This window comes from Pseudovibrio axinellae, assembly GCF_900110875.1.
In the GTDB taxonomy this organism is placed as follows: Bacteria; Pseudomonadota; Alphaproteobacteria; order Rhizobiales; family Stappiaceae; genus Pseudovibrio; species Pseudovibrio axinellae.
In genome coordinates, this window is sequence record NZ_FOFM01000012.1 from 54,377 (window position 1) to 77,694 (window position 23,318).

At 52.0% G+C, this 23,318-nt stretch carries 18 protein-coding genes; 8 read left to right on the forward strand and 10 right to left on the reverse strand.

The window, feature by feature from the left end; translation table 11 throughout:
* Positions 1-4 precede the first annotated feature (4 nt).
* Positions 5-1,273 (reverse strand): fumarylacetoacetase, encoded by a 1,269-nt coding sequence (gene fahA, locus BMZ51_RS19490; RefSeq protein WP_068009198.1) that lies wholly within the window; start codon positions 1,271-1,273, stop codon positions 5-7.
* A gap of 307 nt (positions 1,274-1,580) precedes the next feature.
* On the opposite strand from fahA, the gene BMZ51_RS19495 reads away from it, so the two are divergent.
* Both BMZ51_RS19495 and maiA read left to right on the forward strand, forming a co-directional pair.
* A complete protein-coding gene (locus BMZ51_RS19495; protein WP_068009200.1) occupies positions 1,581-2,090 on the forward strand; it encodes a MarR family winged helix-turn-helix transcriptional regulator in 510 nt (169 codons plus the stop codon).
* A 30-nt stretch (positions 2,091-2,120) separates the two neighbouring features.
* The gene (maiA, locus tag BMZ51_RS19500; RefSeq protein ID WP_068009201.1) at positions 2,121-2,756 is read left to right on the forward strand and encodes a maleylacetoacetate isomerase; all 636 of its coding nucleotides are present in this window, start codon (positions 2,121-2,123) and stop codon (positions 2,754-2,756) included.
* Between the two features lie 104 nt (positions 2,757-2,860).
* On the opposite strand, the gene BMZ51_RS19505 is transcribed toward maiA, so the two are convergent.
* The 7 genes from BMZ51_RS19505 to BMZ51_RS19535 form a co-directional block, all read right to left on the reverse strand.
* On the reverse strand, positions 2,861-4,024 hold the full coding sequence (locus tag BMZ51_RS19505) for an iron-containing alcohol dehydrogenase (RefSeq protein WP_068009207.1): 1,164 nt from the start codon (positions 4,022-4,024) through the stop codon (positions 2,861-2,863).
* 5 nt (positions 4,025-4,029) lie between these two features.
* Positions 4,030-5,412: an aldehyde dehydrogenase family protein gene (locus tag BMZ51_RS19510; protein ID WP_068009317.1), complete on the reverse strand. Its 1,383-nt coding sequence runs from the start codon at positions 5,410-5,412 to the stop codon at positions 4,030-4,032.
* A 36-nt stretch (positions 5,413-5,448) separates the two neighbouring features.
* Positions 5,449-6,846 carry a glutamine synthetase family protein gene (locus BMZ51_RS19515; RefSeq protein ID WP_068009209.1) on the reverse strand — a complete coding sequence of 466 codons (1,398 nt, stop codon included), beginning with the start codon at positions 6,844-6,846 and terminating at the stop codon, positions 5,449-5,451.
* Between the two features lie 136 nt (positions 6,847-6,982).
* Entirely contained in the window at positions 6,983-8,038 is a 1,056-nt protein-coding gene (locus BMZ51_RS19520) for a TRAP transporter substrate-binding protein (RefSeq protein WP_068009211.1), read from the reverse strand.
* 140 nt (positions 8,039-8,178) lie between these two features.
* Complete coding sequence (locus BMZ51_RS19525; RefSeq protein ID WP_068009213.1) at positions 8,179-9,504, reverse strand: TRAP transporter large permease; 1,326 nt, start codon at positions 9,502-9,504, stop codon at positions 8,179-8,181.
* Positions 9,501-10,010 carry a TRAP transporter small permease subunit gene (locus BMZ51_RS19530; protein WP_068009214.1) on the reverse strand — a complete coding sequence of 170 codons (510 nt, stop codon included), beginning with the start codon at positions 10,008-10,010 and terminating at the stop codon, positions 9,501-9,503. The genes BMZ51_RS19525 and BMZ51_RS19530 overlap by 4 nt, the downstream gene beginning before the upstream one ends.
* A gap of 1 nt (position 10,011) precedes the next feature.
* Complete coding sequence (locus BMZ51_RS19535; RefSeq protein ID WP_068009216.1) at positions 10,012-10,842, reverse strand: N-formylglutamate amidohydrolase; 831 nt, start codon at positions 10,840-10,842, stop codon at positions 10,012-10,014.
* Between the two features lie 159 nt (positions 10,843-11,001).
* Here BMZ51_RS19535 and BMZ51_RS19540 point away from each other — a divergent pair, with 159 nt between their 5' ends.
* The 4 genes from BMZ51_RS19540 to BMZ51_RS19555 all read left to right on the forward strand — a co-directional run bounded on the left by BMZ51_RS19540 (position 11,002) and on the right by BMZ51_RS19555 (position 16,623).
* Positions 11,002-11,877, forward strand: coding sequence for a MurR/RpiR family transcriptional regulator (locus BMZ51_RS19540; RefSeq protein WP_068009217.1), 876 nt, complete (start codon positions 11,002-11,004; stop codon positions 11,875-11,877).
* 554 nt (positions 11,878-12,431) lie between these two features.
* Positions 12,432-13,706: an aromatic ring-hydroxylating oxygenase subunit alpha gene (locus BMZ51_RS19545; RefSeq protein ID WP_068009219.1), complete on the forward strand. Its 1,275-nt coding sequence runs from the start codon at positions 12,432-12,434 to the stop codon at positions 13,704-13,706.
* Positions 13,703-14,833, forward strand: coding sequence for an FAD-binding oxidoreductase (locus BMZ51_RS19550; protein ID WP_068009220.1), 1,131 nt, complete (start codon positions 13,703-13,705; stop codon positions 14,831-14,833). The genes BMZ51_RS19545 and BMZ51_RS19550 overlap by 4 nt, the downstream gene beginning before the upstream one ends.
* 140 nt (positions 14,834-14,973) lie before the next feature.
* Positions 14,974-16,623 carry a BCCT family transporter gene (locus BMZ51_RS19555; protein ID WP_068009222.1) on the forward strand — a complete coding sequence of 550 codons (1,650 nt, stop codon included), beginning with the start codon at positions 14,974-14,976 and terminating at the stop codon, positions 16,621-16,623.
* A gap of 75 nt (positions 16,624-16,698) precedes the next feature.
* On the opposite strand, the gene BMZ51_RS19560 is transcribed toward BMZ51_RS19555, so the two are convergent.
* Positions 16,699-17,733: a GlxA family transcriptional regulator gene (locus BMZ51_RS19560; RefSeq protein WP_068009224.1), complete on the reverse strand. Its 1,035-nt coding sequence runs from the start codon at positions 17,731-17,733 to the stop codon at positions 16,699-16,701.
* 554 nt (positions 17,734-18,287) lie between these two features.
* On the opposite strand from BMZ51_RS19560, the gene BMZ51_RS19565 reads away from it, so the two are divergent.
* Positions 18,288-20,849 carry a GcvT family protein gene (locus BMZ51_RS19565; RefSeq protein WP_068009319.1) on the forward strand — a complete coding sequence of 854 codons (2,562 nt, stop codon included), beginning with the start codon at positions 18,288-18,290 and terminating at the stop codon, positions 20,847-20,849.
* Between the two features lie 90 nt (positions 20,850-20,939).
* On the opposite strand, the gene BMZ51_RS19570 is transcribed toward BMZ51_RS19565, so the two are convergent.
* Entirely contained in the window at positions 20,940-21,938 is a 999-nt protein-coding gene (locus tag BMZ51_RS19570; protein ID WP_068009225.1) for a GlxA family transcriptional regulator, read from the reverse strand.
* Between the two features lie 116 nt (positions 21,939-22,054).
* On the opposite strand from BMZ51_RS19570, the gene BMZ51_RS19575 reads away from it, so the two are divergent.
* Positions 22,055-23,308: a sarcosine oxidase subunit beta family protein gene (locus BMZ51_RS19575; protein ID WP_068009227.1), complete on the forward strand. Its 1,254-nt coding sequence runs from the start codon at positions 22,055-22,057 to the stop codon at positions 23,306-23,308.
* The last annotated feature ends 10 nt before the right edge of the window (positions 23,309-23,318 follow it).

The following is a 23,318-nucleotide window of genomic DNA, read 5'->3' on the forward strand; positions in this document are numbered from 1 at the left end:
TAAGTTATGCTTTGAAATCTGGAGCTGGCAGAACTTTGCCGGTACATTCGCCAAAGCCGATGCGGAAACCATCGCCTTGTGCCCAGCCTGTCAGCGTCAAGGCATCACCATCCTCGATGAACGTGCGACTTTCACCACTGTCCAGAGTGATGGGCTCTTTACCGCCCCATGTAAGTTCCATTAGTGAACCGAATTCGGACTTTCTTACACCGGAAATGGTGCCAGATCCGAGCAGGTCGCCGGTGTTCATTTTGCAGCCGCCAATTGCATGGTGCGCCAGCTGCTGTGCTGCAGAGTAGTACATGCGGTTGTAGTTGGTGTGGCAGAGCAGTGTCGCTTTATCAGCGCCTTCCGGCTGCATGTAGGCCTGTAGTTCAATGTCGTAGATCATCGGACCCGGCTCATTGAGGTAAGGCAGAAGCTCTTTTTCACGCTCTGGTGTGCTGGTGCGGAAGGATTCCAACGCTGCCTTCGTCACAACCCATGGGCTGATGGAAGTTGCAAATGCTTTCGCCTGGAATGGGCCAAGCGGCTGGTATTCCCAGCCCTGAATGTCACGAGCGGACCAGTCGTTGAGCAGCACGTAACCGAAGATCATATCGTCGGCTTCCTGCACGGTGATTGGTTGCCCCATTTTGCTTGGCGTGCCAACAACAGCACCCATTTCCAGCTCAATATCGAGGCGAGCGCAGGCTTTGAAAGACGGGACTTGTGCGGTTGGGGCTTTGGTCTGCCCCAACGGGCGCACCACATCAGTGCCGCTGACAACTACGGTCGAGGCGCGACCATTGTAGCCAATTGGAATGTGCAGCCAGTTCGGAGGTAGCGCATTTTCAGCGCCGCGAAGAATAGTACCGATGTTCATGGCATGCTGCTTGCCCGCATAAAAGTCGGTGTATTCGGAGACCTTGAAGGGCAGGAACATTTGCGCTGCGCTCATTGGCACCAGTGCTTTTGACTGAAGTGAGGGGTCGCCGGAAAGTGCCGTATCGCCACCCTGTTTAAAAAGGGATGTTAGCTGGTCGCGCACACTGTCCCAGGCCGCGGCGCCGAGCTCCATGAAGTCATTGAGAGCCGGTTTATCGAACACAGTGGCAGCTGCACCCGTCTTGAGAAGGCCAGCTGCTTCCAACACAGCCATATCAACAACCATGTCTCCGATCGCAACGCCACAGCGTGGCTCTTCACCTGATGTGGCAAACACACCGTAGGGAAGATTCTGGATTGGGAAATAGCAGTGCGGCGCGTTCGCACTCTCGATCCAACTCGTCATAACACATCCTTGGCAATTGAAGATCGCAGCTGAAGCTTGCAAGACTCAGGCGGTCAGTCATAGATTTGAGTTTAGAATAGTTTCACTTGTAACTTTGTCAATAGCATTTTCTAAAGCGAACGGTTCTTGCCAGGCGAGGAAGCCACATAAAATACCGGAATATGGCTGAAATTAGCGCTCTATACTACTTTCGCATATATATCACCAAGTCAAGATTCGGCCTTGACATATAGTTTCAAATGATACTATTAGAGGGAATATATAAATTTTTGACTACAATAGTTTCATCCTAAACCAACGAGTCTCAATGATGGCGATACCGACGAACACGACAGACAGGGATGATTTCCAGCTCGGAGCATTCTTTCCCTATAAGGTTCGTGTTTTTGGCACAGCCGTAAGTGCGGCGGTTTCAAGTGTTTATCGCGAGCGGTATGGTCTGAGCGTTTCTGAATGGCGCACGATGGCCATCCTCGGTCGCAATCAGGCGCTGTCAGCCTCCGAAATTGTTGAGCGCTCGAGCATGGATAAAGTGAATGTCAGTCGTGCGGTGCAATCGCTTCGCAAAAAGGAGCTTCTGCGCCGGGATATTGACGGAGAGGATCGTAGAAAATCCGTTCTGCGTTTGACAGCTGAAGGCCTGCGCATCTTTTACGATGTCATTCCATTGGTTCGTGACGTTGAAGCCGCCCTGACAGCCAATTTGAGTGAGGAGGAGCAAACGCTGCTTATGACCCTCATGGAAAAGGTTCAACATAACGCTGAAGCCTTGGTTGGTGAGTTGGGTGCGAACACACAAGACAATGAACCAAACTGACAGAACCGTGCTCAGGGGGGCGCCGATACCATGTCCAATATAACGCTTTATGATTACTGGCGCTCATCGGCAAGCTATCGGGTGCGTATTGCGCTGAACCTGAAAAGCCTGAGTTATGAGAGTGTGACTGTCAATCTATTGAAGGGCGACCAAAAAGGGGGCGAGAATTTAAAGCGTAACCCACAAGGATTCGTACCTTCCCTGGATATCGATGGCGACATGTTAACTCAGTCTCTTGCGATCATTGAATATCTGGATGAGCTCCACCCTACCCCGGCTTTGATGCCTGCAACTGCGCGAGAGCGAGCCCGTGTGCGCATCCTTTCCCATGCTATTGCGATGGACATTCATCCAGTGTGTAATCTGGGTATCGTGCAAAGGATTGTAGAGCTCAGCGGGGGCGATGAAAGCGTGAAAGTGTGCTGGATGCGCGAGTTTATCAGCAAGGGGCTTAATGCTTTTGAGGAGCTTTTGGCAGATGGGCAAAGCGGTAAATTCTGTCACGGAGATCAGGTCTCTATGGCAGATTTGTGCCTTGTCCCGCAGGTTTATAACAGCGACCGCTGGGGCGCAGACCGCTCTCACCTCACCCGCATCAACGCCATATGTGCAGAGACTGAAAAACTGGCAGCTTTTAAAGACGCTGCGCCCAGTCAAGACGTTTAAGATTTAACCCGGGATTTCATTTCAACATCTTGAGCAGCCCTATCGAACGAAAAGCCCCGCAACGGATCTCCGCTGCGGGGCTTTTTAATGAATGAGTAGTTGGGTTAAGCGCTTACCGGTTCGCCGATCACTTCAATAAGCAAAGCTCTTGCAGCTTCATGCGTTAATGCGATCGGGTTGCCACCAGCACTTGGGTCTTTGATTGCCTCTGCTGCCAGCACATCAACCTTGTCTGTTCCGACCCCAAGAGCGCTCAGATTTTGCGGAACACCCATGTCTTCCCGCATTTTCATTACGAACTCGTAGAAGCCATCAAAACCGCCGCTGATGCCAAGGTAAGCGGCCAGCATCTCAATGCGCTCTTCTACGGCTGACCGGTTGAACTTCAGCACTGCTGGCATGATCACAGCGTTGGTCATGCCGTGATGGGTGTTGTAAACCGCGCCCACCGGGTGCGCCAGAGCGTGAATGCCACCAAGGCCCTTTTGGAATGCAACCGCACCCATGGCTGCTGCACTCATCATGTGGCCGCGCGCTTCAATATCGTTTGGATCAGCAAACACCCTTGGCAGGTTGTCTTTGACCAAACGCATACCTTCCAGCGCAATGCCCTGTGACATTGGGTGGTAGTGAGGTGAACAGAAAGCCTCTAGGGAATGGACAAACGCGTCGATGCCCGTTCCCACAGTGATCATCTGTGGCATGCCCACGGTCAGCTCAGGATCACAGATCACAACACTTGGCAGGATCTTCGGATGGAAGATGATTTTCTTCACATGGGTTTGTGAGTTGGTCAACACGCTCGCACGGCCCACTTCAGAGCCCGTTCCTGCTGTTGTTGGAATGGCGATATTTGGGTAGATCGCGTCTGCGTCGGCGCGGGTCCACCAGTCTCCGATATCTTCAAAGTCCCAAACGGAACGAGTTTGCCCAGCCTGAAAGGCAATCAACTTTCCAAGGTCCAGACCTGAGCCGCCGCCAAACGCAATCACACCGTCATGATCACCGGCTTTGAAGGCTGCCACACCTGCTTCCAGATTGATTTCGCTTGGGTTTGGGTCGACATCGGAGAAAAGGCCACGACCAAGGCCAGCAGCTTCCATAATGTCGAGCGTGCTGGATGTGATTGGCAGATTGGCAAGGCCTTTATCTGTCACGAGCAACGGCTTTTTCATACCAGCAGCTGTACATGCTTCTGCCAGTTCCTTAATGCGGCCTGCACCAAAGCGAATGGCGGTCGGGTAGCTCCAGTTTGCTATCAGCGTCATGGTTCTTATGCCTTTTTAAGATGATAGGATTTGGGACGGGTCAGGTTTTGGTAGCCGATTTCTGAAAGAGCTCCGCCGCGACCTGTATCTTTGCAACCAGTCCAGCACAAAGCAGGGTCCAGATAGTCAGCGCGGTTCATAAACACAGTTCCAGTTTCAACCTGCGCACCGATTTTTGCCGCACGCGCCGGATCTTGCGTCCAAAGAGAAGCCGTCAATCCGTAGTGGCTGTCGTTCATCAGGGAGATAGCCTGTTCGTCGCTCTCAGCCTTCATAATACCGACCACAGGACCAAAACTCTCTTCACGCATCACATCCATTTCATGCGTGACATTGGTCAGGATCTGAGGCGCAAGATAGGCCCCGCCGTCGTCTTCTGGGAACAGAGCTGTATCGATTTGCGCTACTGCGCCGGAGGCCTGTGCATCAGCGACCTGCTTGCGCACAATCTCAGCAAAGCGAACGTTCGCCATTGGCCCAATGGTTGTTTTCTCATCCAGTGGGTTACCCAGCTTATAACTGGAAACAATCTCAACGGCTTTCTTCACAAAGGCATCGTATTTGGAAGAATGCACGTAGATCCGTTCAATCCCGCAACAGCATTGGCCAGAGTTGAACATGGCACCATCAATGAGTGTTTCTGCCGCTGCATCAACATCTGCATCATCCATCACGTAACCTGGGTCTTTACCGCCAAGCTCAAGGCCAAGGCCCGTGAAAGTGCCTGCTGCGGCAATTTCCATAGCGCGGCCCCCACCAACGGAACCCGTAAAGTTCACAAAGCCGAAGTGACGCCCTGCAATCAGGTGAGATGTTGTTTCATGGTCCAGGAACAGGTTTTGGAATACCTCTTCTGGCACGCCGGCCTGGGCAAAGGCTGCGGCGAGGCGCTCTCCAACCAAAAGGGTCTGGGTTGCGTGTTTTAAGATAACAGCGTTGCCTGCAATCAATGCAGGTGCAACGGTGTTGATCGCGGTCATGTACGGATAGTTCCACGGTGCAATGACAAGAATAACGCCGTGGGGTTCCTTCTCGATGCGACGTTCGAAATTGTCGCTTTCCTCAACCACGATGGGTTTAAGGCTTTGTGCTGCAATTTCAGCCATGTGAGATGCGCGCTCGTTAAAGCCGCCAAACTCGCCACCATACCGGACAGGGCGTCCCATCATATGTGCCAGTTCAGGTACAATCTCGTCGTTTTGTTCACCAATCTTGGCAACACCAGCCATCACCAGCTTGATACGCTCCTCCAACGGGCGGGCAGCCCATTGCTTTTGAGCGGATTTAGCCTTGGCAATTACAGCTTCTGCTTGTTTTTGGTTTGCCACCGGACGCTCTGCAAAGACAGAACCGTCAATAGGCGAAATACATTTTAGTGTCTTAATCATGGTCAACTCATCAATCACAGCACAAGGCTATCAACATCAGGCGCGTTCAAATCCACGTGCAACTTCCCAGTCGGTCACGCGGCGGTCATACTCGTCTTGTTCGATTTTGGCGGCGTGTGCGTAGTGCTCAACCACATCATCACCAAAGGCGTTTCGAAGCATGTTAGAGGATTTCATCTCTTGCGCGGCATCGCGCAAGTTCTTCGGAATTTCGCGAATATCAGCGCTTCCATAGGCATCGCCGCGGAACTCTGGTTCAAGCTCCAGCTCATTTTCGATGCCATAAATACCAGCAGCAAGCAGAGCGGCCATAGCAAGGTATGGGTTAAGATCAGCCCCACCCACGCGGCACTCAACCCGCACGGCTTTGGTGCCATCACCGCATACGCGGTATCCGGCGGTGCGATTATCCAGGCTCCAGATCGCTTTGGTTGGTGCAAACGTACCTTCGGCAAAGCGTTTGTAGGAGTTGATGTTTGGTGCAAGGAAATAAGTGATTTCGCTTGCGTGTTTCAAAAGACCAGCCAGATACTGGCGCATCACCTTAGACATGCCGTATTCGCCAGCGGGGTCATGGAACAAGGATTCGCCGTTCTTCCCCCAAAGGGACTGGTGTACGTGTGAAGAGTTGCCAGCAGCCTCATAGCTCCACTTAGCCATAAAGCTAACGCTTTGGCCCTGCTGCCATGCCATCTCTTTACAGCCGTTTTTGATAATGGAGTGGCGATCCGCCATTTTCAAAGCATCAGAATACCGAACGTTTATCTCTTCCTGGCCCGCATCAGCTTCCCCCTTGGAGCATTCCACTGGAATGTCAGCGCCGTTCAGGCCATTGCGAATGGCGCGCATGACGTTCTCTTCCTTGGTGGTCTGGAAGATGTGGTAGTCCTCGTTGTAGTTGGAAACTGGGTTCAGGCCGCGGTAACCCTGTGCGCCTGCTTCTTCATAGCTTTGCTTGAAGATGAAGAATTCCAGCTCGGTTGCCATGTTGGCGGTCATTCCCATGCCTTCAAGACGGTCCACCTGTTTTTTCAAAATGGCGCGAGGCGAGTGGGGAACTTCCTTATGGGTGTGGTGGTCCAATACATCGCAAAGAACAAGCGCAGTCCCTTCCAGCCAAGGAATAACACGCAATGTATCTAAGTCGGGTTTCATGACATAGTCGCCATACCCAGCCTCCCAACTGGTGGATTTGTATCCATCTGGCGTGTTCATTTCCATATCTGTCGCCAGCAGGTAGTTACAGCAGTGCGTTTCTTCCCAAGCGCTGTTCACGAAGAACTCGGCTTGAAAGCGTTTGCCCATCAAACGACCCTGCATATCAACCTGTGCCACGACAACGGTGTCAATCTCACCGGTGCCGACCAGCTCACGCAGCTCTTCAAGGGTCAGCTTTCCGGTTCTACGTGTCTTTTTAGTTTCTTCTCGCAACATACCTGTTCCCCGAGGACCAATTTGTGAGCGGCTAATGCGGTCGCCTCTCCTGCGAACACCAGCAGCACTAAGATCTTAATTCAATTGGGTGGTCGGCCCGTAGTCCGGGACGACCAGTCTTGAAATATGTACTCGCTTATCCGTAACGGTAAGGACGTCCGGCCTTAGCCATCGCAGCGTTGTATTCCTTCAGGATTTTAACAACACGCGCGTTGCGCTCAGACTTGGCTGCGATCTCATCCCAGAATTTGTGTGCTTCTGTTTCTACAGTTGCCCACTCTTCATCTGGAATGGTGGTCAGTTCCATTTTTTCGCCCTGCGTGCGCAGCTTCGCTTCACCCGCCCAATACCAATGCTGGCGGTAGTAGTGGGAGCTGTCCATGCACAGGTTAAAGAGTGTTTTGAGGTGAGCTGGCAGCTCATTCCAACGCTCTTCGTTTGCAAAGTAGGACCCGGCCCAGGCACCAGAGATGTTGTTAGTGAGGAAGTAGTTGGTCACGTCTGCCCAGCCAACTGTGTAATCCTCAGTGATACCGGACCATGCAATTCCGTCCAGCTCACCAGTCTGCATTGCAACTTCAATGTCTTCCCATGGTAGGGTAACCGGCACAACGCCAAAGCGAGTGAGGAACTTACCAGCAGTTGGGAACGTGAAGACGCGCTTGCCCTTCAGGTCCGCAAGGCTTCGGATTGGGTCTTTTGTCGCAAAGTGACAAGGGTCCCATGCACCGGCAGAAAGCCACTTAACGCCCTCTACTTCGTCATAGGCTTCTTCCCAGATCTCTTTAAGGCCCCAGTGGTTAAACAGCGCCGGAACATCGAGGCTGTAACGAGAGGCGAACGGGAAATAGCCGCCGAAAACGGACACATCGACCGGCGCTGCGATGGAATCATCGTCAGACTGAACCGCATCAATTGTACCGCGCTGCATGGCACGGAACAGCTCGCCAGTTGGAACCAGCTGATCTGCATAGTACAGCTCGATTTCCATCTCACCGTTGGCAGCCTTGTTGAAGGCGTCAATCGATGGCTTGATGACGTGCTGTGCAAGTGCTGCACCGGCATAGGTCTGAAGACGCCACTTGATTGGACGACCAGCGGCATGTACGGCTGGTGCTGCAAGCGTGGTTGCACCGGCAGCAGCAACGGTTGTCAAACCGGCTTTCTTAAGAAAATCACGTCTATTTGTCATACTCAATTCCCCTTGGAATATGAATTTTCAACCCCTCAGTACCGGTGGAATTTTTTATAGCGAGGGAGGTGATTTTTATCTCTCTCCATCCGGAATTTGCGAATTACTTCAAACTCTACGCTGACATGGTCTCCACCTCGTCAGCGCGAGTAATACAGATTTGGTAGCCACAGAGCGATCTGCGGAAAGACTGTGACGAGTGCCAACCCAAAGACCATGATCGCGACAAACGGAACGATGGACTTGTAGATGTCCTTCAAAGAAATCTCCGGCGGGGCCATGGCGCGCATTAGGAATAGATTATACCCGAATGGCGGTGTCATATAAGCGATTTGACAGGTTATGGTGTAAAGCACGCCGTACCAAACAAGATCAAAGCCAAGCATCTTTACCAGCGGTACGTAAAGCGGAGCCACAATCACTAACATTGCGGTGTCATCCAGGAACATGCCCATGATGATGTAGGAGAGCTGCATCAGGAGCAGAATCTCCCAGGGACCAAGCCCCAGTTCACCTACAAAGAAACGCTCAATTGCACGCACAGCGCCCAGACCGTCAAACACTGCGCCAAAACACAAAGCTGCAAGAATGATCCACATGAACATACAGCTGATCTGCAATGTCTTTTCAGTGGTGATGTGAATAAGGCGGAAGGATAACCGGCCTTTCAACGCTGCTGCGAGTGTGGCAGCTGTTGCACCAACAGCGGAGCTTTCCACCAAGCTTGTAATGCCCATCAGGAACAGACCGGTCATACAAAAGAAGATTGCAACCGGGATAATGCCTGCGCGCAACAAACGAAGCTTTTCTGACCATGTGATTTCCGCCCGCTCTTCTTCCGATAACGTTGGCCCAAGCTCAGGCTGAATCTTACAACGGATCACGATGTACAAGATGAACAGCCCAGCAAGCAGCAGGCCCGGAAGGGCGCCAGCGAGCCAGAGTTTGCCCACTGGCTGACGCGCTATCATACCATACAGCACAAGAACAACGCTTGGCGGAACAAGGATGCCGAGAGACGAGCCTGCCTGAATAACGCCGGTCACCATGACCTTGTCATAACCACGACGCAACAGTTCTGGCAATGCAATGGTTGCCCCGATGGCCATACCGGCCACAGACAGACCATTCATGGCAGAAATCATCACCATGAGGCCGACTGTGCCGATCGCCAATCCGCCATGCAGGTTTCCGGTCCAGACATGGAACATCTTATAAAGATCTTCGGCAATGCCTGACTCAGAGAGCATATACCCCATAAAGATGAAGAGTGGCAGCGTGAGGAGCGGATACCATTTCATCAACTTCATGCTGGCGGAAAAGGCGATTTCTGACCCGCCATCGCCCCAAAGAAGCAGGGCGGCGATAACAGCGACAGATCCGATTGCAGCAAAAACGCGTTGCCCGGTTAGAAGCATCAACATCATGCTGGAGAACATTAATACAGCGATGAGTTCATAGCTCATGGCACAGGCCTCCCAAGGGCGGCTGCCAGATCTTTAATGAACGTCGCAATAGCTTGGAGCAGCATCAAGAATATTCCGAAACACATAACGGCTTTGATAGGGGCCATTGGTGGAGCCCAGGCCGAGTAACTTTCCTCCCCGTATTTGACGGCGTATTCCAACGAGGAAAGGCCGCCGTACAGGAGGAAGACAAGATAGAAAATCAGAAGCAGGATGGTCATCACATCCATGGTGGCTTTGCGCCGCGGCGACCAGGAGCCGTAAAACAGATCCATCCGCACATGGGACTGGGTTTGCATGGAATATGCGCCGCCAAGCAGGTAATAAGCTGCCATGGTGAACTGAGCGGTTTCCAGCGTCCAAAGGGGCGGCGCCAAAAAGGTTTTTGCAAATGAGGAGTAAAGCAGCACTCCCAGCATGACGAAGATGAGATACATGGCAAAGCGACCAACATACTTGTTGATCCAGTCCACGTATTTCACAAATATAACGAGTGGCTTTGGCATGTCAGTCTGCTGCCCTTGTTTTCGTAAAAGCCCTCGGCTCATGGGCCGTCGTTTCGTTTTCAAACTGTGGCAGCACTTGCAAAACTGCGTCGCCTATCACCTTTGCAACGGTCTCCTGTCCCGATCTGTCCGCGATCAGGTCGTTCCGCACTTCGATCATAACGTTGAGCAGGCCGCGGGACTGTGCCAGAGACACAAGGGTATGCGTAACCCCGTCTTCCGGACCGTATGGTTGGTTTCTTTGGATGTCGTATTGAGAGGAGCGCGACAGTACCTCAAGTAGTGCCTCTGCAAAACGCGTGTCGCTGTCGTGCAAAATGCCGAGTTCGACGTCTCGTGTCTTCCCGTTGTAAACCGGCGTGAACGAGTGAATAGTGATCATGACCGGCAGTTGACCACTTACCTGCTTGGCATCGATCGTGTCCCTTACACAGGCCTGAAACGGAAGATAATATCGGTTAATCCGATCCGCACGCTGCTCGTCGCTCAGAGAAACATTGCCCGGCACCTCGTAGATTTCGCTCTTAACCGGCATGGCGCTATCGGCTTCCGGTGGTCGATTGCAATCGTAAACAAGGCGCGAAATTCTCTGGGCGACCAGCGGTGCGTCAAGGCGTGCAGACAGCATTTGCGCAACTGCCAGGGCACCTGGGTCCCAAGCCGCATGACTTTCTGCTGCAGCCTTATCAAGGCCAAGTCCGTTCAAATATGCTGGAATTGCTTTTGAGGCGTGTTCACATACCAATACAATCGGTGCTGAACCGGCTGTATTGATTGTTTCAACCGTATTCCCCACGGCAGAATCTATCGGGTCATTTGAGACCTGAGACAAGACCACCCCTCCGATACATCTTGTTTTTCCTTGAACTTTCAGTCGTTTTTTTCGTAAAACAGATTCTGAAATAAATGTTCCTGCGGATGGTAGTCTGTATCGTTCATTACATAAAGCCTAAAATCTAGGCAAATATACATATATAGGTAGGTAAGACGCGTGCGAGACCCAAATGAGCAGACAGTAGCGGAGAAATTACGCTTACACTTTAATGGGTTAACTCGTGCGGAGCGCCAACTGACGGTCACACTCCTATCCAACTATCCCATGAGCGGCCTGGGCAGTATTTCAGAACTTGCAAAGGCGGCAGACGTGTCTGGTCCGACAGTGGTTCGGATGGCACAAAAGATTGGATTTGCGGGGTTTTCCGAGCTGCAGGCGGCGCTGCGATCGGAAGTTGAAGAAACGATTTCCAACCCTATTTCCAAGCAGGAACGCTGGACGAGAAATGCACCTGATGCTCATATTCTAAACAGATTTGCAGATGCGGTCATCGACAACCTGAAACAAACCTTACAACAGCTCGATACGAAAAGTTTTGATGAAACGGTACGTTTGTTGACGGATCGCGAGCGGGCTGTCCACATTGTTGGCGGGCGTATCACACGTGCTCTGTCAGACTATTTCTTTACGCATTTGCAGGTGATCCGTGATGACGTGATTGCCATTGCCTCAAATGCAAACACTTGGCCGCACTATTTGCTGAATATGAAGCCAGGTGATGTAGTGGTGGTTTTCGATATCCGCCGTTATGAGCATGACATCCTGCGTTTTGTGGACCTTGCAAGAGAACGTGGTGTGCTGGTGATCGTCTTTACTGACCAATGGGCCTCCCCTGCAGCTGTGAATGCGGAGTATGTATTTAACGCCCGTATTGAAGCACCTTCCGCCTGGGACAGCACGGTGGTGATTATGTTCATCCTTGAGGCGATGATTGAAGCAATGACCACCACAACTTGGGAAGTCACCAAGGACCGGATGAATACCTTGGAGACCTTATTCGATAGAACGAAAATGTTTAGTAAATCCAGTTAGTTGAGCGAGTCCTGACGAGCTTGACCGAAGCCGGTAAACTCTGCTTTAAAGAGGCTGTAGCTGCATGCAGCCTTCCACCTTCGCGATGCCAAAAACTTAAAAACTGGTGCTTCAGAGCGCTGCCGGGTATCGGAGGGAGCATACCTTCGGCGGCCACGTCGCATTTTTACTGTATATCTGCCTCAAGCTTACTGCCAACCCTGGTTCAATTCGCACTAGATTTTCAGTTCACTCTGATTTTCTTATGTCGCCTTTCTCCATTTAGGATGACCTAAGAAAGGGTTACATGCCGCTTAAGAGAAGGGGGCTTGGATGCAGCTAACAGTCAGCGCTATACGCCAGAACAACTTTCCGCATTTCGGCCTTTCCCCCGTTGCCGAATACTGGGGTATTTGCCTTAGCCCACGACATGGTTGCGTGCCCAAGGTGTTCGGCCAGCGAAGTGTCTTTTGTTCTTTTTCTGTTTAACAAGCAACGGCCCATTCACGGGCTTTTTCCCAGGAACCGACGCAGACTAACCAAATAGTCTCCACCCAAAGCCAAGGTATCTGAACATGCGCTTTTCCTCTGACATTCAAGAACTTGTGCGCAGTCGTGTAAAAGGCATGAGCCTTGAAGCGCCTTTTTACAAAGCCCCTGAAATTCATGACCTCGATATAGAGGCGATTTTCGCGCAACACTGGGTTTTCGTTGCTGTTGAACCAGAGCTGCCTGAACCGGGCGACTGCATCACCGTGCAAATCGGTGCAGCATCTGTTTTGATCTTGCGCGGCGATGACATGGGTATCCGTGCATTCCACAATGTTTGTCGCCATCGCGGCGCAAAACTTGTCGATGAAGCTGCCACCACCATCGGAAACATTGTCTGCCGCTACCATGGCTGGACGTATAACGAAGATGGTGATCTGATCCTTGCGGAGCATATGGGAGCTGACTTTGACAAGAGCTGCCACGGCCTGAAAACGGTTCACGTGCGCTCCCTGGCTGGTCTGATCTTCATCTGCCTTGCTGAAAATGCTCCAGAAGACTTTGAGGAAATGGCGCGCGTCATCGAGCCTTATCTGGCGCCGCATGACGTTGCCAACTGTAAGGTTGCTCATACCTATGATCTGATAGAGGAAGGCAACTGGAAATTCACGCTAGAAAACAACCGCGAATGTTACCACTGCGAGGGCACGCACCCGCAATTGACAATACCTCTTTCCGAGTTTGGGTTTGGATTTTCCGTTGATGATGTCGATGAACGTCGCTCTGAGGATGTAAATAACTATATGGCAGCGGTTGAGAGAGATCATGCACGCTGGGAAGCCAATGGTCTGCCTTCCATTGAAGAAGAGCGCCTTTCCAACGTGACAGGGTTTCGAACCATGCGCCTCCCGCTCATGGGTGAAGGCGAGTCGCATACTCTGGATACGAAAGTTGCCTCCAAAAAACTACTAGGCGAGTTGGCCGACCCCAAGCTTGGTGGTTTGAGTTTTTGGACGCATCCAAATTCCTGGCACCATTTCATGAGCGATCACATTGTAACGTTCTCGGTGTTACCGCTTGCCCCTAACAAGACATTGCTGCGCACCACTTGGCTGGTTCACAAAGACGCAATTGAGGGCCAGGACTATAACCTCGATAATCTCAAGCAAGTGTGGAAGATGACCAACCATCAGGATGCCGAACTCGTGCGTCTTGCCCAGCTGGGCGTCGAGCAGAGCGCCTATGAGCCCGGCCCTTACTCTCAATATACTGAACCCCATGTAGAAGCATTCTGCAGCTGGTATTTGGAGCGCTTAGAGGCGCACCTGCAAGCCAGCCAACCCATGATTGCAGCCGAATGACGCAAGATACATACCCGAAAACCGAGGGAGACGCTCGGCCATTCGCAAGTGAAAAATTCACAGAAGCGACCCGCATTCCAATGTGGGATCCTGAGACTGACGACGTTCTTGTTTGTCGTCAGGTTCGCCAGGAAACACACGATGTAAAGACCTTCCTCTTTTCGGGACGTGAACCGCGTGATTTTCGGTTTTACCCGGGGCAGCACATGACATTTGAGCTGCCTGTTGAGGGTATGATTTTTCGAAGCTACACAATATCGGCCTCTGCCGCGCGCCCATACAGAATAGAAATCACGGTAAAGCGTGTCCCCGGAGGCCCCGGCTCCAACTGGCTTCACGACTATATGGTGCCGGGCAAAGAGATCAATGTCTCTGGCCCTGCGGGGGAGTTTACGACTGATGCGACAGCCGATCATAAAGTTCTGTTTATTTCTGCCGGGAGTGGCATCACTCCAATGATGTCTATGACCCGTACGGCTTGCGATCTGTCTGAACCATCTGATTTGCATTTCATTCATGCGGCTCGAAGCCCTTCAGATATAATTTTCCGCGAGGAGCTTGCGCTTCTTGCAGCTCAAAATCCAGGCCTGAAACTTGGATTTACCTGCGATACCGCGTCGGCTCAACACAGTTGGACAGGCTACACTGGCCGGTTGAATATGCAGATGCTCTCGCTCATGACCCCGGACTTTATGGAGCGCAAAATTTTTTGCTGCGGGCCTGCCAGCTTTATGGATGGTGTGCGCAACATGTTGCAAAGTACCGACTTTGCCATGGAGCGGTATTATGAAGAGAGCTTCGATTTTGGTGCTGAGACAGCAGGAACGGTAGACGACCCAACAGCTGCTCCAGAGATCAGCGATCAAACCTTCTTTGTCAGCTTCAGTAAGACGGGTCACGTGGTGGAATGCGGCCCGGGCATTACCCTTTTGTCGGCCGCTCGTGAAGCGGGGCTCTTGCCAATGTCCTCTTGCCAAAGGGGAATCTGTGGTACGTGTAAATCCATCCTTCATTCTGGCGAGGTTGATATGCAACACGGTGGGGGCATTCGCCAACGTGAGATTGATCAGGGCAAGATCTTGATTTGTTGTGCAACACCATTGTCAGACGTGGTGGTCGAACTATGATAGTGTGATATGCCAGCCAGAAGCGCTGCACTAAGAGTTTTATCTACTGATGCTTTTGGCGTTTTAAAAAAATAAGAAAGGTCCACCAAGGGTCTCTCCTGACGGAAGAATTTCGCAGGTCCATAACAGGAGAAAGTTTTATGCCTAACTCACCCGACCCTAGCCGTACGTCGGCGGGGACACTATTAAATACGCCGCCTGATAACCCAACCAGCTCGGACTACAGTGTTGGACAAGACAATATTGAGGGCAAGCTTGGTCCAATCGGTTTTGATATTCACAATCCCGTCTTTGTTATTTCAGCTCTGAGCGCAATTGCATTTGTTGCTTATACCCTGCTCATGCCTGAGCAGGCGAATTCAATTTTCAGTTTGCTGTTTTCGACAGTCACGAAAAGTTTTGATTGGTTTTTCATTGGCGCTGCTGATATTTTCGTAATCCTCTGCCTTGTTATTGTCGTCAGTCCCTATGGAAAAATCCGGCTCGGCGGAAAAACAGCGACGCCGGACTTTAGCTATGCAAGCTGGTTCTCCATGCTTTTTGCCGCCGGCATGGGCATTGGATTGATGTTTTATGGGGTTTCCGAACCTCTCAGCCATTTCACATCCGCCATGGGGGGAACTGCTGTTGGGGTTGATGGTGTGCGCACAGACTGGGCGCCATTGGCTGCAGCCCTCACCCAGGAAGAAGCAATCCGCTTGGGTATGGCGGCGTCAATCTTCCACTGGGCGCTACACCCTTGGGCGATTTATGCAGTTGTTGCCCTCAGCCTAGCGTTTTTTAGCTATAACCGGGGTCTCCCACTCACCATTCGCTCTGCGTTTCATCCAATTTTTGGTGATCGTGTATGGGGTTGGCCAGGGCACATTATTGACATTCTGGCAGTGTTTGCGACACTTTTCGGGCTCGCGACATCGCTGGGGCTCGGTGCTGCTCAGGCAAACTCTGGCTTTAACAAGCTGTTCGGCATGCCCATTGACAGCACCTGGCAAGTTATCTTGATTGTTGGAATTACATCGATTGCGCTGTTCTCAGTTGTTCGTGGGCTAGAGGCCGGTGTGAAGGTGCTCTCCGAGATCAATATGGGCGTCGCATTCATTCTGTTCCTCTTCGTCTTTGTTGCAGGGCCTACATTGTTCCTGGCAGCCGACGTTGTTGACTACTTGCTCGCCTACCTGCAATACCTCCCTGCCCTTTCCAGTCCGGTAGCGCGTGAGGATGTTAACTTTATGCAGGGGTGGACCTCCTTCTACTGGGCCTGGTGGATATCCTGGTCGCCTTTTGTCGGCATGTTCATCGCTCGTGTAAGCCGTGGGCGTACGGTGCGAGAATTCCTCATTAGCGTGCTGTTGATCCCATCGTTTGTTTGTGTCCTATGGATGACTATCTTCGGCGGTACAGCGATCAACCAGGTTGTACAAGACGGTTACACAGCGGTTCAAAGCGCTGCTCTTCCGGTCCAGCTCTTCACCATGCTTGACGCTCTTCCACTCGCAAGCATCACTTCCTTTATCGGGATTGTTCTTGTCATTGTGTTCTTTGTCACCTCATCCGATTCAGGATCCCTGGTGATTGATACGATTGCTGCGGGCGGTAAGTTGGATGCACCGGTTCCTCAGCGGGTCTTCTGGTGCGTTTTTGAAGGGTTGATCGCAGTTGTCTTATTGCTTTCGGCTGGGGGCCTTAAGTCACTGCAATCTATGGTGATCTCGACGGGCCTGCCGTTCACGATCGTTTTGCTACTCATGTGCTACGCGATCATACGTGGTCTGGCCAGCGAGCCACGCTGAGGATTGCGCTGCTCATAATTGCTTTACTTCACCACCGGTACCTGATGTGCCGGTGGTTTTTTTTATTTACGAGGCTCAAACACTAGCGTCTGCGGTTGGGGGGATTCTCAAAACCTGCGGTGTACACCCATAGCGACGGCGGAACATCCGGCTTAAGTGGGAGGAATCGCAAAATCCGCAATCCACTGCGACCTGCGCAACAGATTTCTCGCTGTTCTCGATAAGGTGGCGCGCCATATCAAGGCGGATATTCAAGAAGGCAGCTTGCGGAGATGTGCCCAGTGAGAGGCGGAAATATCGCTCTATCTGGCGTTTACTCTTCCCCATACGACCAGCAATGTCCTGTATGGAAATTGGTGTATCGATGTTCTGCTGCATCAACAAGAGCGCACGCCGTACAACAGGGTTCTTCGTTTTCAGGTCAAGCGGGATGCCCGGTTGTGGTTTTTCCGCCTGATGGGCATCATCAATTATCATGATGTGCAGGCTCTTGCTCGCATGTGCGCGACCAACATGTTTGTCAACCAGATAGGCTGCAAGGTGGGCAGAACTGACGCCTCCAGCACACGTCAACCGATCCCGATCAACGACGAAGATCTGGTCTGCAACCGGATCAAGCCCGTCGAACTGTTCTTTAAAGTCTGAGTGACTAAACCAGCTGACGCAGCTGCGGTAACCATTCAAAAGACCTGCATCGTGAAGCAAAAACGCGCCGGTACATACCCCAATAAGCGGTACCCCGGCTGCGGCAGCTTCGTGCAGAAAGGCTTGATAAGAAGTGCCAAGAGAGGTGCTCTCGTCAATCAACCCGCCGACAACCACGATATAGTTAAAGCGCGTTGGGTCTCCCAAGCGCTCTTTGGGCTGCACAAAAATACCGCTGCTGGAAGGGATTGGGTCCATCCGGTCTGAAAGCACCGTCCAGTTGCACAAGATCGGGCGACTTCGATCGCCCTCATCAGCTGCAAGGCGTAGGACATCTACAAAGTTAGCAAAGGCACAAAGTGTAAAGCGTTTGGCAAGGATAAAGCCGACCGAAAGCCGAGGCTTTTCTGGCCTAAGGTTCGTCCCACGCAATCGGGTCATTGGGGAGTGTGTCAATTGCGTCATGCACTAGTTTTCTCTTTGCAATGCGGGTGAAAAGTTCGCTGTGCGTATGCCTGTCATAGTCATCACCGCAAGGGTATCAGCGAATCATCCCGGTCTCTGTCCGCAAGTAAAACTAAAATAAGTATACTTAAATTCATGAGTTTGACCATGAGAATAAGAACAAGCTTCAGACGTGAAGAATAATTGCTTAACTGGTCATGAGAAGCTGAAGGCTATGTCGTGGCGATAATCCCGGTGTGACGCAAATGTCCTTTTTTTACCTTCAGGAAGTCGCCAAAGTAATCTCTCCAAACAAACAACTGGATTTTTAAAAGAACAGCTACCAGTAGCAAAGCATGGCAAGTTCACTTCCTTTTTGGCCGTGAAGTCCGGTGCATTTAAAGCAGAGTTTGATTGACCTTGAAGGAGCGTGTTGACGTCGGCTTTTGCCGATGCAGCTTAGTTTGGGAAGCTTTGAATTGGCCAAACAGTGGCTACTCTTTTGAGGATGGCAGAGGGGCATTGGCGTGTCCGCACACACCACAAGCAGCTTGATTGAAGTAAAGGATGAGACCATGGCCGCACTTCCTAAAAAGGCGAAAGTCGTTGTTGTCGGAGCTGGTGGAATTGTTGGTGCGTGTGTAGTGCACCATCTTATCGAAAATGGTTGGAGCGATATTGTCGCGATAGACAAGTCAGGCATCCCAACTGATATTGGCTCTACCGCCCATGCCTCTGACTTCTGCTTTGCAACAAGCCATGATCTGCTTACCAGCTGGACCACGATGTATTCCATGAACTTTTACGAGAGCATGGGACATTACGAGCGCGTTGGCGGGCTGGAAGTGGCGCGTGTGGGCGATGACGAGCGTATGGCTGAACTTAAGCGGCGTGTAGATTCTGGCAAGGCGTTTGGAACCAACGTTAAAATCATAAGTGCTGCTGAGGCAAAAGCAAAGTTTCCACTGCTGGAAGAGGATCAAATACAAGGTGCGTTGTGGGACCCCGATGCAGGCCTCGTCACGCCGCGCTCGCAAACGGTGGCTGGTAAGCTCATTGACCAAGGTGTTGAAGCCGGTAAACTCCAGATCTTTGCAAACACCTCTGCGCTTGAACTTGTCATGCACAACGAGCGTATAACAGGGGTGAAAACCACACGCGGCACAATCAGTGCTGATTACGTCGTGGTGTGTGCCGGGCTTTGGGGGCGTTTGATTGCAGAGATGGCAGGCGAAGACCTTCCGGTAATGCCGGTTGACCATCCCCTCACATTCTTTGGCCCCTACACAGCTTATGAGCGCACCGGAAAAGAGATCGGGATGCCGCTACTTCGTGATCAGGGCAACTCAGCTTATATGCGTGATACGGGAGATCCCAAGAGCACCGAAGGTGGCCAGATCGAGTGGGGCTACTATTACGAGGAGAACCCTCGCCTCGTTCATCCGCGCGATATACTGGAGAAGGAGCAGGCCCGACTTTCTCCCTCCCAGCGCGATCTTGAACTTGAAGACGTTATGGAACCATTGGAACGCGCAATGGAGCTGACGCCTATCCTTTCAGAGCTTGGCTATAATGAAAGTCACTCTTTTAACGGCCTGCTGCAAACCTCCATTGATGGCGGGCCGTCCATCGGAGAAAGTCGCAAATTGCGCGGGCTTTGGTATGGGGTCGGTATCTGGATCAAGGATGGTCCGGGAATGGGTAAACTGATTGCGGACTGGATGACGTATGGACGGACCCATGTGGACCACAACCCTATAGACTATTCCCGCTTTAACGACTTTCAGCTGAGTGAGGACTACATCCATGATCGCTGCTGGGAGACCGCGAAGAAGATTTACAACCCGCCGGTTCATCCACGCGAGCCATTTGCCAATGCGCGTGGCATCCGCCGCTCGCCGTTTTATGAACGCGAGGTCGACCTAGGCGGTTATTTCATGGAGCTTGGCGGCTGGGAGCGTGCGCACGGATATGCCTCCAACGAGCACTTGCTGGAAAAACACGGCAATCGTGTTCCTGTGCGCGAAAACGAATGGGACAACCGGCATTTCTGGCGGGTCTCTAACGCAGAGCACTTGGAAATGAGTGAGGATTGCGGGATTATCAACCTGTCTCACTTCCATATCACGGATATTGAAGGCCCTGATCATGTGGAGCTGATGGAGTGGCTCTGTGCGGCAAAAATTGGGGGTGAGAAAAACATCGGCAAAGGGATTTATACCCACATGCTTGATGATGAAGGCAACGTGCGCGCTGACTTCACGGTATTTCGCATGGACGACAGATGCCGCCTTGTGAATGGTGCAGATGCTGGACCGCGTGACTGTTCCTATATGCAGCGTGTAGCACAGGATAAGGGCCTTGATGTCTCAATCACAGATGTGTCAGAGGCGTTCACCACCATCGGCATTTGGGGACCAAACGCGCGTGAGAACCTTCAAAAAATAGTTGAGGAACCCGACGCTCTTACCCAAGAAAACTTCCCGTTTGCAGCAATCCGGCCAATCAAGATTTCCGGTAAAACAGTTTCTGCCTTCCGCATCTCTTACGTTGGTGAGCAAGGCTGGGAGCTGCACATGGCCTATGAGGATGGATTGGCAGTGTGGGATGCCTTGCGTTCGCAGGGCATTACTGCGGTGGGCGTTGAGACCTACGCAAATTCACGGCGATTGGAAAAATCTCTGCGCTTGCAAAATGCTGACCTGCACACTCAGTACAACCTGCTTGAGGCTGATCTGGCACGTCCCAAAGTCAAAGCGGCAGATTTTCGCGGCAAGGCCAAGCATATTAAGTACCACGAACGCGAAAACCAGCCTGCGATGCTGTGCACTTTGGTGATGGCAGATAACCTAGATAAGCAGGGCGTCGCGCGCTACCCGGTGGGCACTATGCCTGTGATGGACCCGAAAACCGGAGAAACTCTGGTCGATGAGCTTGGCCGGCGCTCTTACACCACCTCAGTTGCCTTTGGTCCAAGCATTGGCCAGAACATCGCTCTGGCCTACCTCCCATGGGAGTTTTGTCAGGAAGGGCAAACCCTCAATATCTCGTATTTTGACGAGATATACCCTGTCGTGGTTGCCGGAGTTGGCTATACCCCCTTATACGATCCGCAGAACCTAAAACCACGTAGTTAAGCACTGAAGCGACGCATGCGAGGGCCTTTAACGTCCCGTAAAAGTTGGCCCTTGCCTGATCGCTTGGTGTGAAGGGCCCACCAAGTTGCCTCAGTCCAGTGTTTTGCTCATGCTGCTTTGGTTTTCATCGCGATACACGCGGGCGGTGCGGCCGGTGTGTTTTTGAAAAGCCTTGTTGAAGTGAGAGGCATCAAAAAAACCACAGCGAAGGGCGGTTTGTGTGATCGTTGCATCTGTTTCAGACAATATCCGCTTAGCCTCCTCCAATCTGATCTGCGTGAGGGCCTCGCCGGGCGTTTTGCCAAGGCTGGTGCGGAACTTTTTCTCCAATGAACGGCGGCCGATGCCCAGTTGTCGGCACAGTTGTTCAATCGTGCGCAGGCTTTCCACTTCCTGTTGCATGATCAACAGCGCGCGCTGGACAAGGTTGTCCTTTGTTTTGAAGGAAACTGGCAAGAAAGGCTGGGCTTTGTTGTCGTCAAAGGCCTCATCCACCATCAAGATGTGCAGGCTTTTGCGCGCGGGTTTTACTCCTACATGTTGCCCCACCAGATGCGCGGCCAGGTGTACAGTGCTGGTCCCCCCCGAGCAGGAAATGCGATCGCGGTCTACAATGAAGATGCGATCGGAGACAGGTTCCAGGCCATCAAACTGTTCAAGAAAATCAGCACGGTGGAACCAGCTAACGCAGCACTTATATCCATTCATAAGTCCTGCACGGTGCAAGATAAAACTCCCGGTGCACAATCCGATTAATGGAACTCGTTTGGAGACTGCTGTCTTTAAATAGACGACGTAACGCGGGTCGAGGCGTTCGATATGCTCAATAAGTCCACCAACCACGACCAGGTAATCAAACTGTGAGGGGTCAATCAGCTTTTCGTCAGGGTGAATGAGTATCCCGCAACTGGCGCGGATGGGTTTCATGTCTGGCGCAATGACGTTCCAGCGGCATAAAATAGGGCGGCTGCTGTCGCCCTCGTCGGCTGCAAGGCGCAATACATCTACAAAGCTGGCAAAGGCAGACAAGGTGAAGCGGTTGGCCAGTATAAACCCAACACGCAATGCTGGCCTTGTTTGCACCCTCATATTGTTCACGGCCTCTCCCCCGACGACTAACGCAAATATACTCTAATAGCTACGCATTTGTACCATACGCGAGTTCATCACTTCGGCAAACTACCTTAACTTACAAGGAGGTGGCGTTGTCCAGATTTTCAGCACTTTCGCTCTTGCGTGGGGCCATATCGGGTCATAAAAATGTGGAGCCCCAATGGCCAAACTCCGAGCTTAAAAGCGAATATGATGTCGTCATTATTGGTGCTGGAGGCCATGGCCTTGGCGCGGCTTATTACCTTGCAAAAGAGCACGGCGTAACGAATACCGCCGTCATTGACAAGGGCTGGCTTGGCGGGGGCAATACAGGGCGTAACACTACCATTATTCGCTCCAATTACCTTTATGACGAAAGTGCGCGCCTGTACGACCACGCGGTCGACCTATGGGACGGGTTAAGTCAGGAACTCAATTACAACGTCATGTTCTCACAGCGCGGTGTGATGATGCTGGCGCACAATGTGCATGACGTACAAAGCTTCAAGCGTCATATTCACTCCAACCGTTTAAACGGCGTTGATAATGTCTGGCTTAGTCCTGAACAAGCCAAAGCCAAATGCCCGCCACTCAATATTTCAAGCACAGCGCGTTACCCTGTGATGGGCGCAGCGTTCCAGCAACGCGCGGGCACGGCTCGTCATGATGCCGTGGCGTGGGGCTATGCACGAGCGGCTGCTGCACGCGGTGTTGATATTGTACAAAACTGTCCTGTCGTAAGGATTAGCCGAGGGGCAGACGGGGCTGTGAACGGGGTTGAAACCGCGCGTGGTTTTGTAAAGGCCAAGAAAGTCGCTGTTTCTGCGGCTGGTGGCACCTCGGTGATTATGGACACAGCTGGCGTTCGCCTGCCACTGGAAAGCTATCCGCTTCAAGCACTGGTTTCGGAACCTGTTAAACCGGTCTGTCCAGGGGTTGTTATGTCCAACACAGTCCACGCCTATATCAGCCAGTCTGACAAGGGGGAGCTGGTCATTGGTTCAGGTACGGATCAATACGTTTCCTATTCACAGCGCGGCGGGCTGCCGCTGATAGAGCATACTCTGGCAGCAATTTGTGAGGTATTTCCGAGCTTTCGGCGTATGCGGATGTTACGCAAATGGGGCGGGGTTGTAGACGTAACGCCAGACCGCTCCCCTATCCTTGGCAAAACGCCTGTTGGTGGGTTGTACCTCAATTGCGGTTGGGGCACGGGCGGTTTTAAAGCAACGCCCGGTTCTGCCCATGTGTTTGCGCACACCATTGCCAAAGATGAACCACACCCAATCAATGCCCCCTTCACACTGTCACGGTTTGAAACTGGTCGGTTGATCGATGAAGCGGCCGCTGCTGCCGTTGCGCACTAAGGAGAGATAT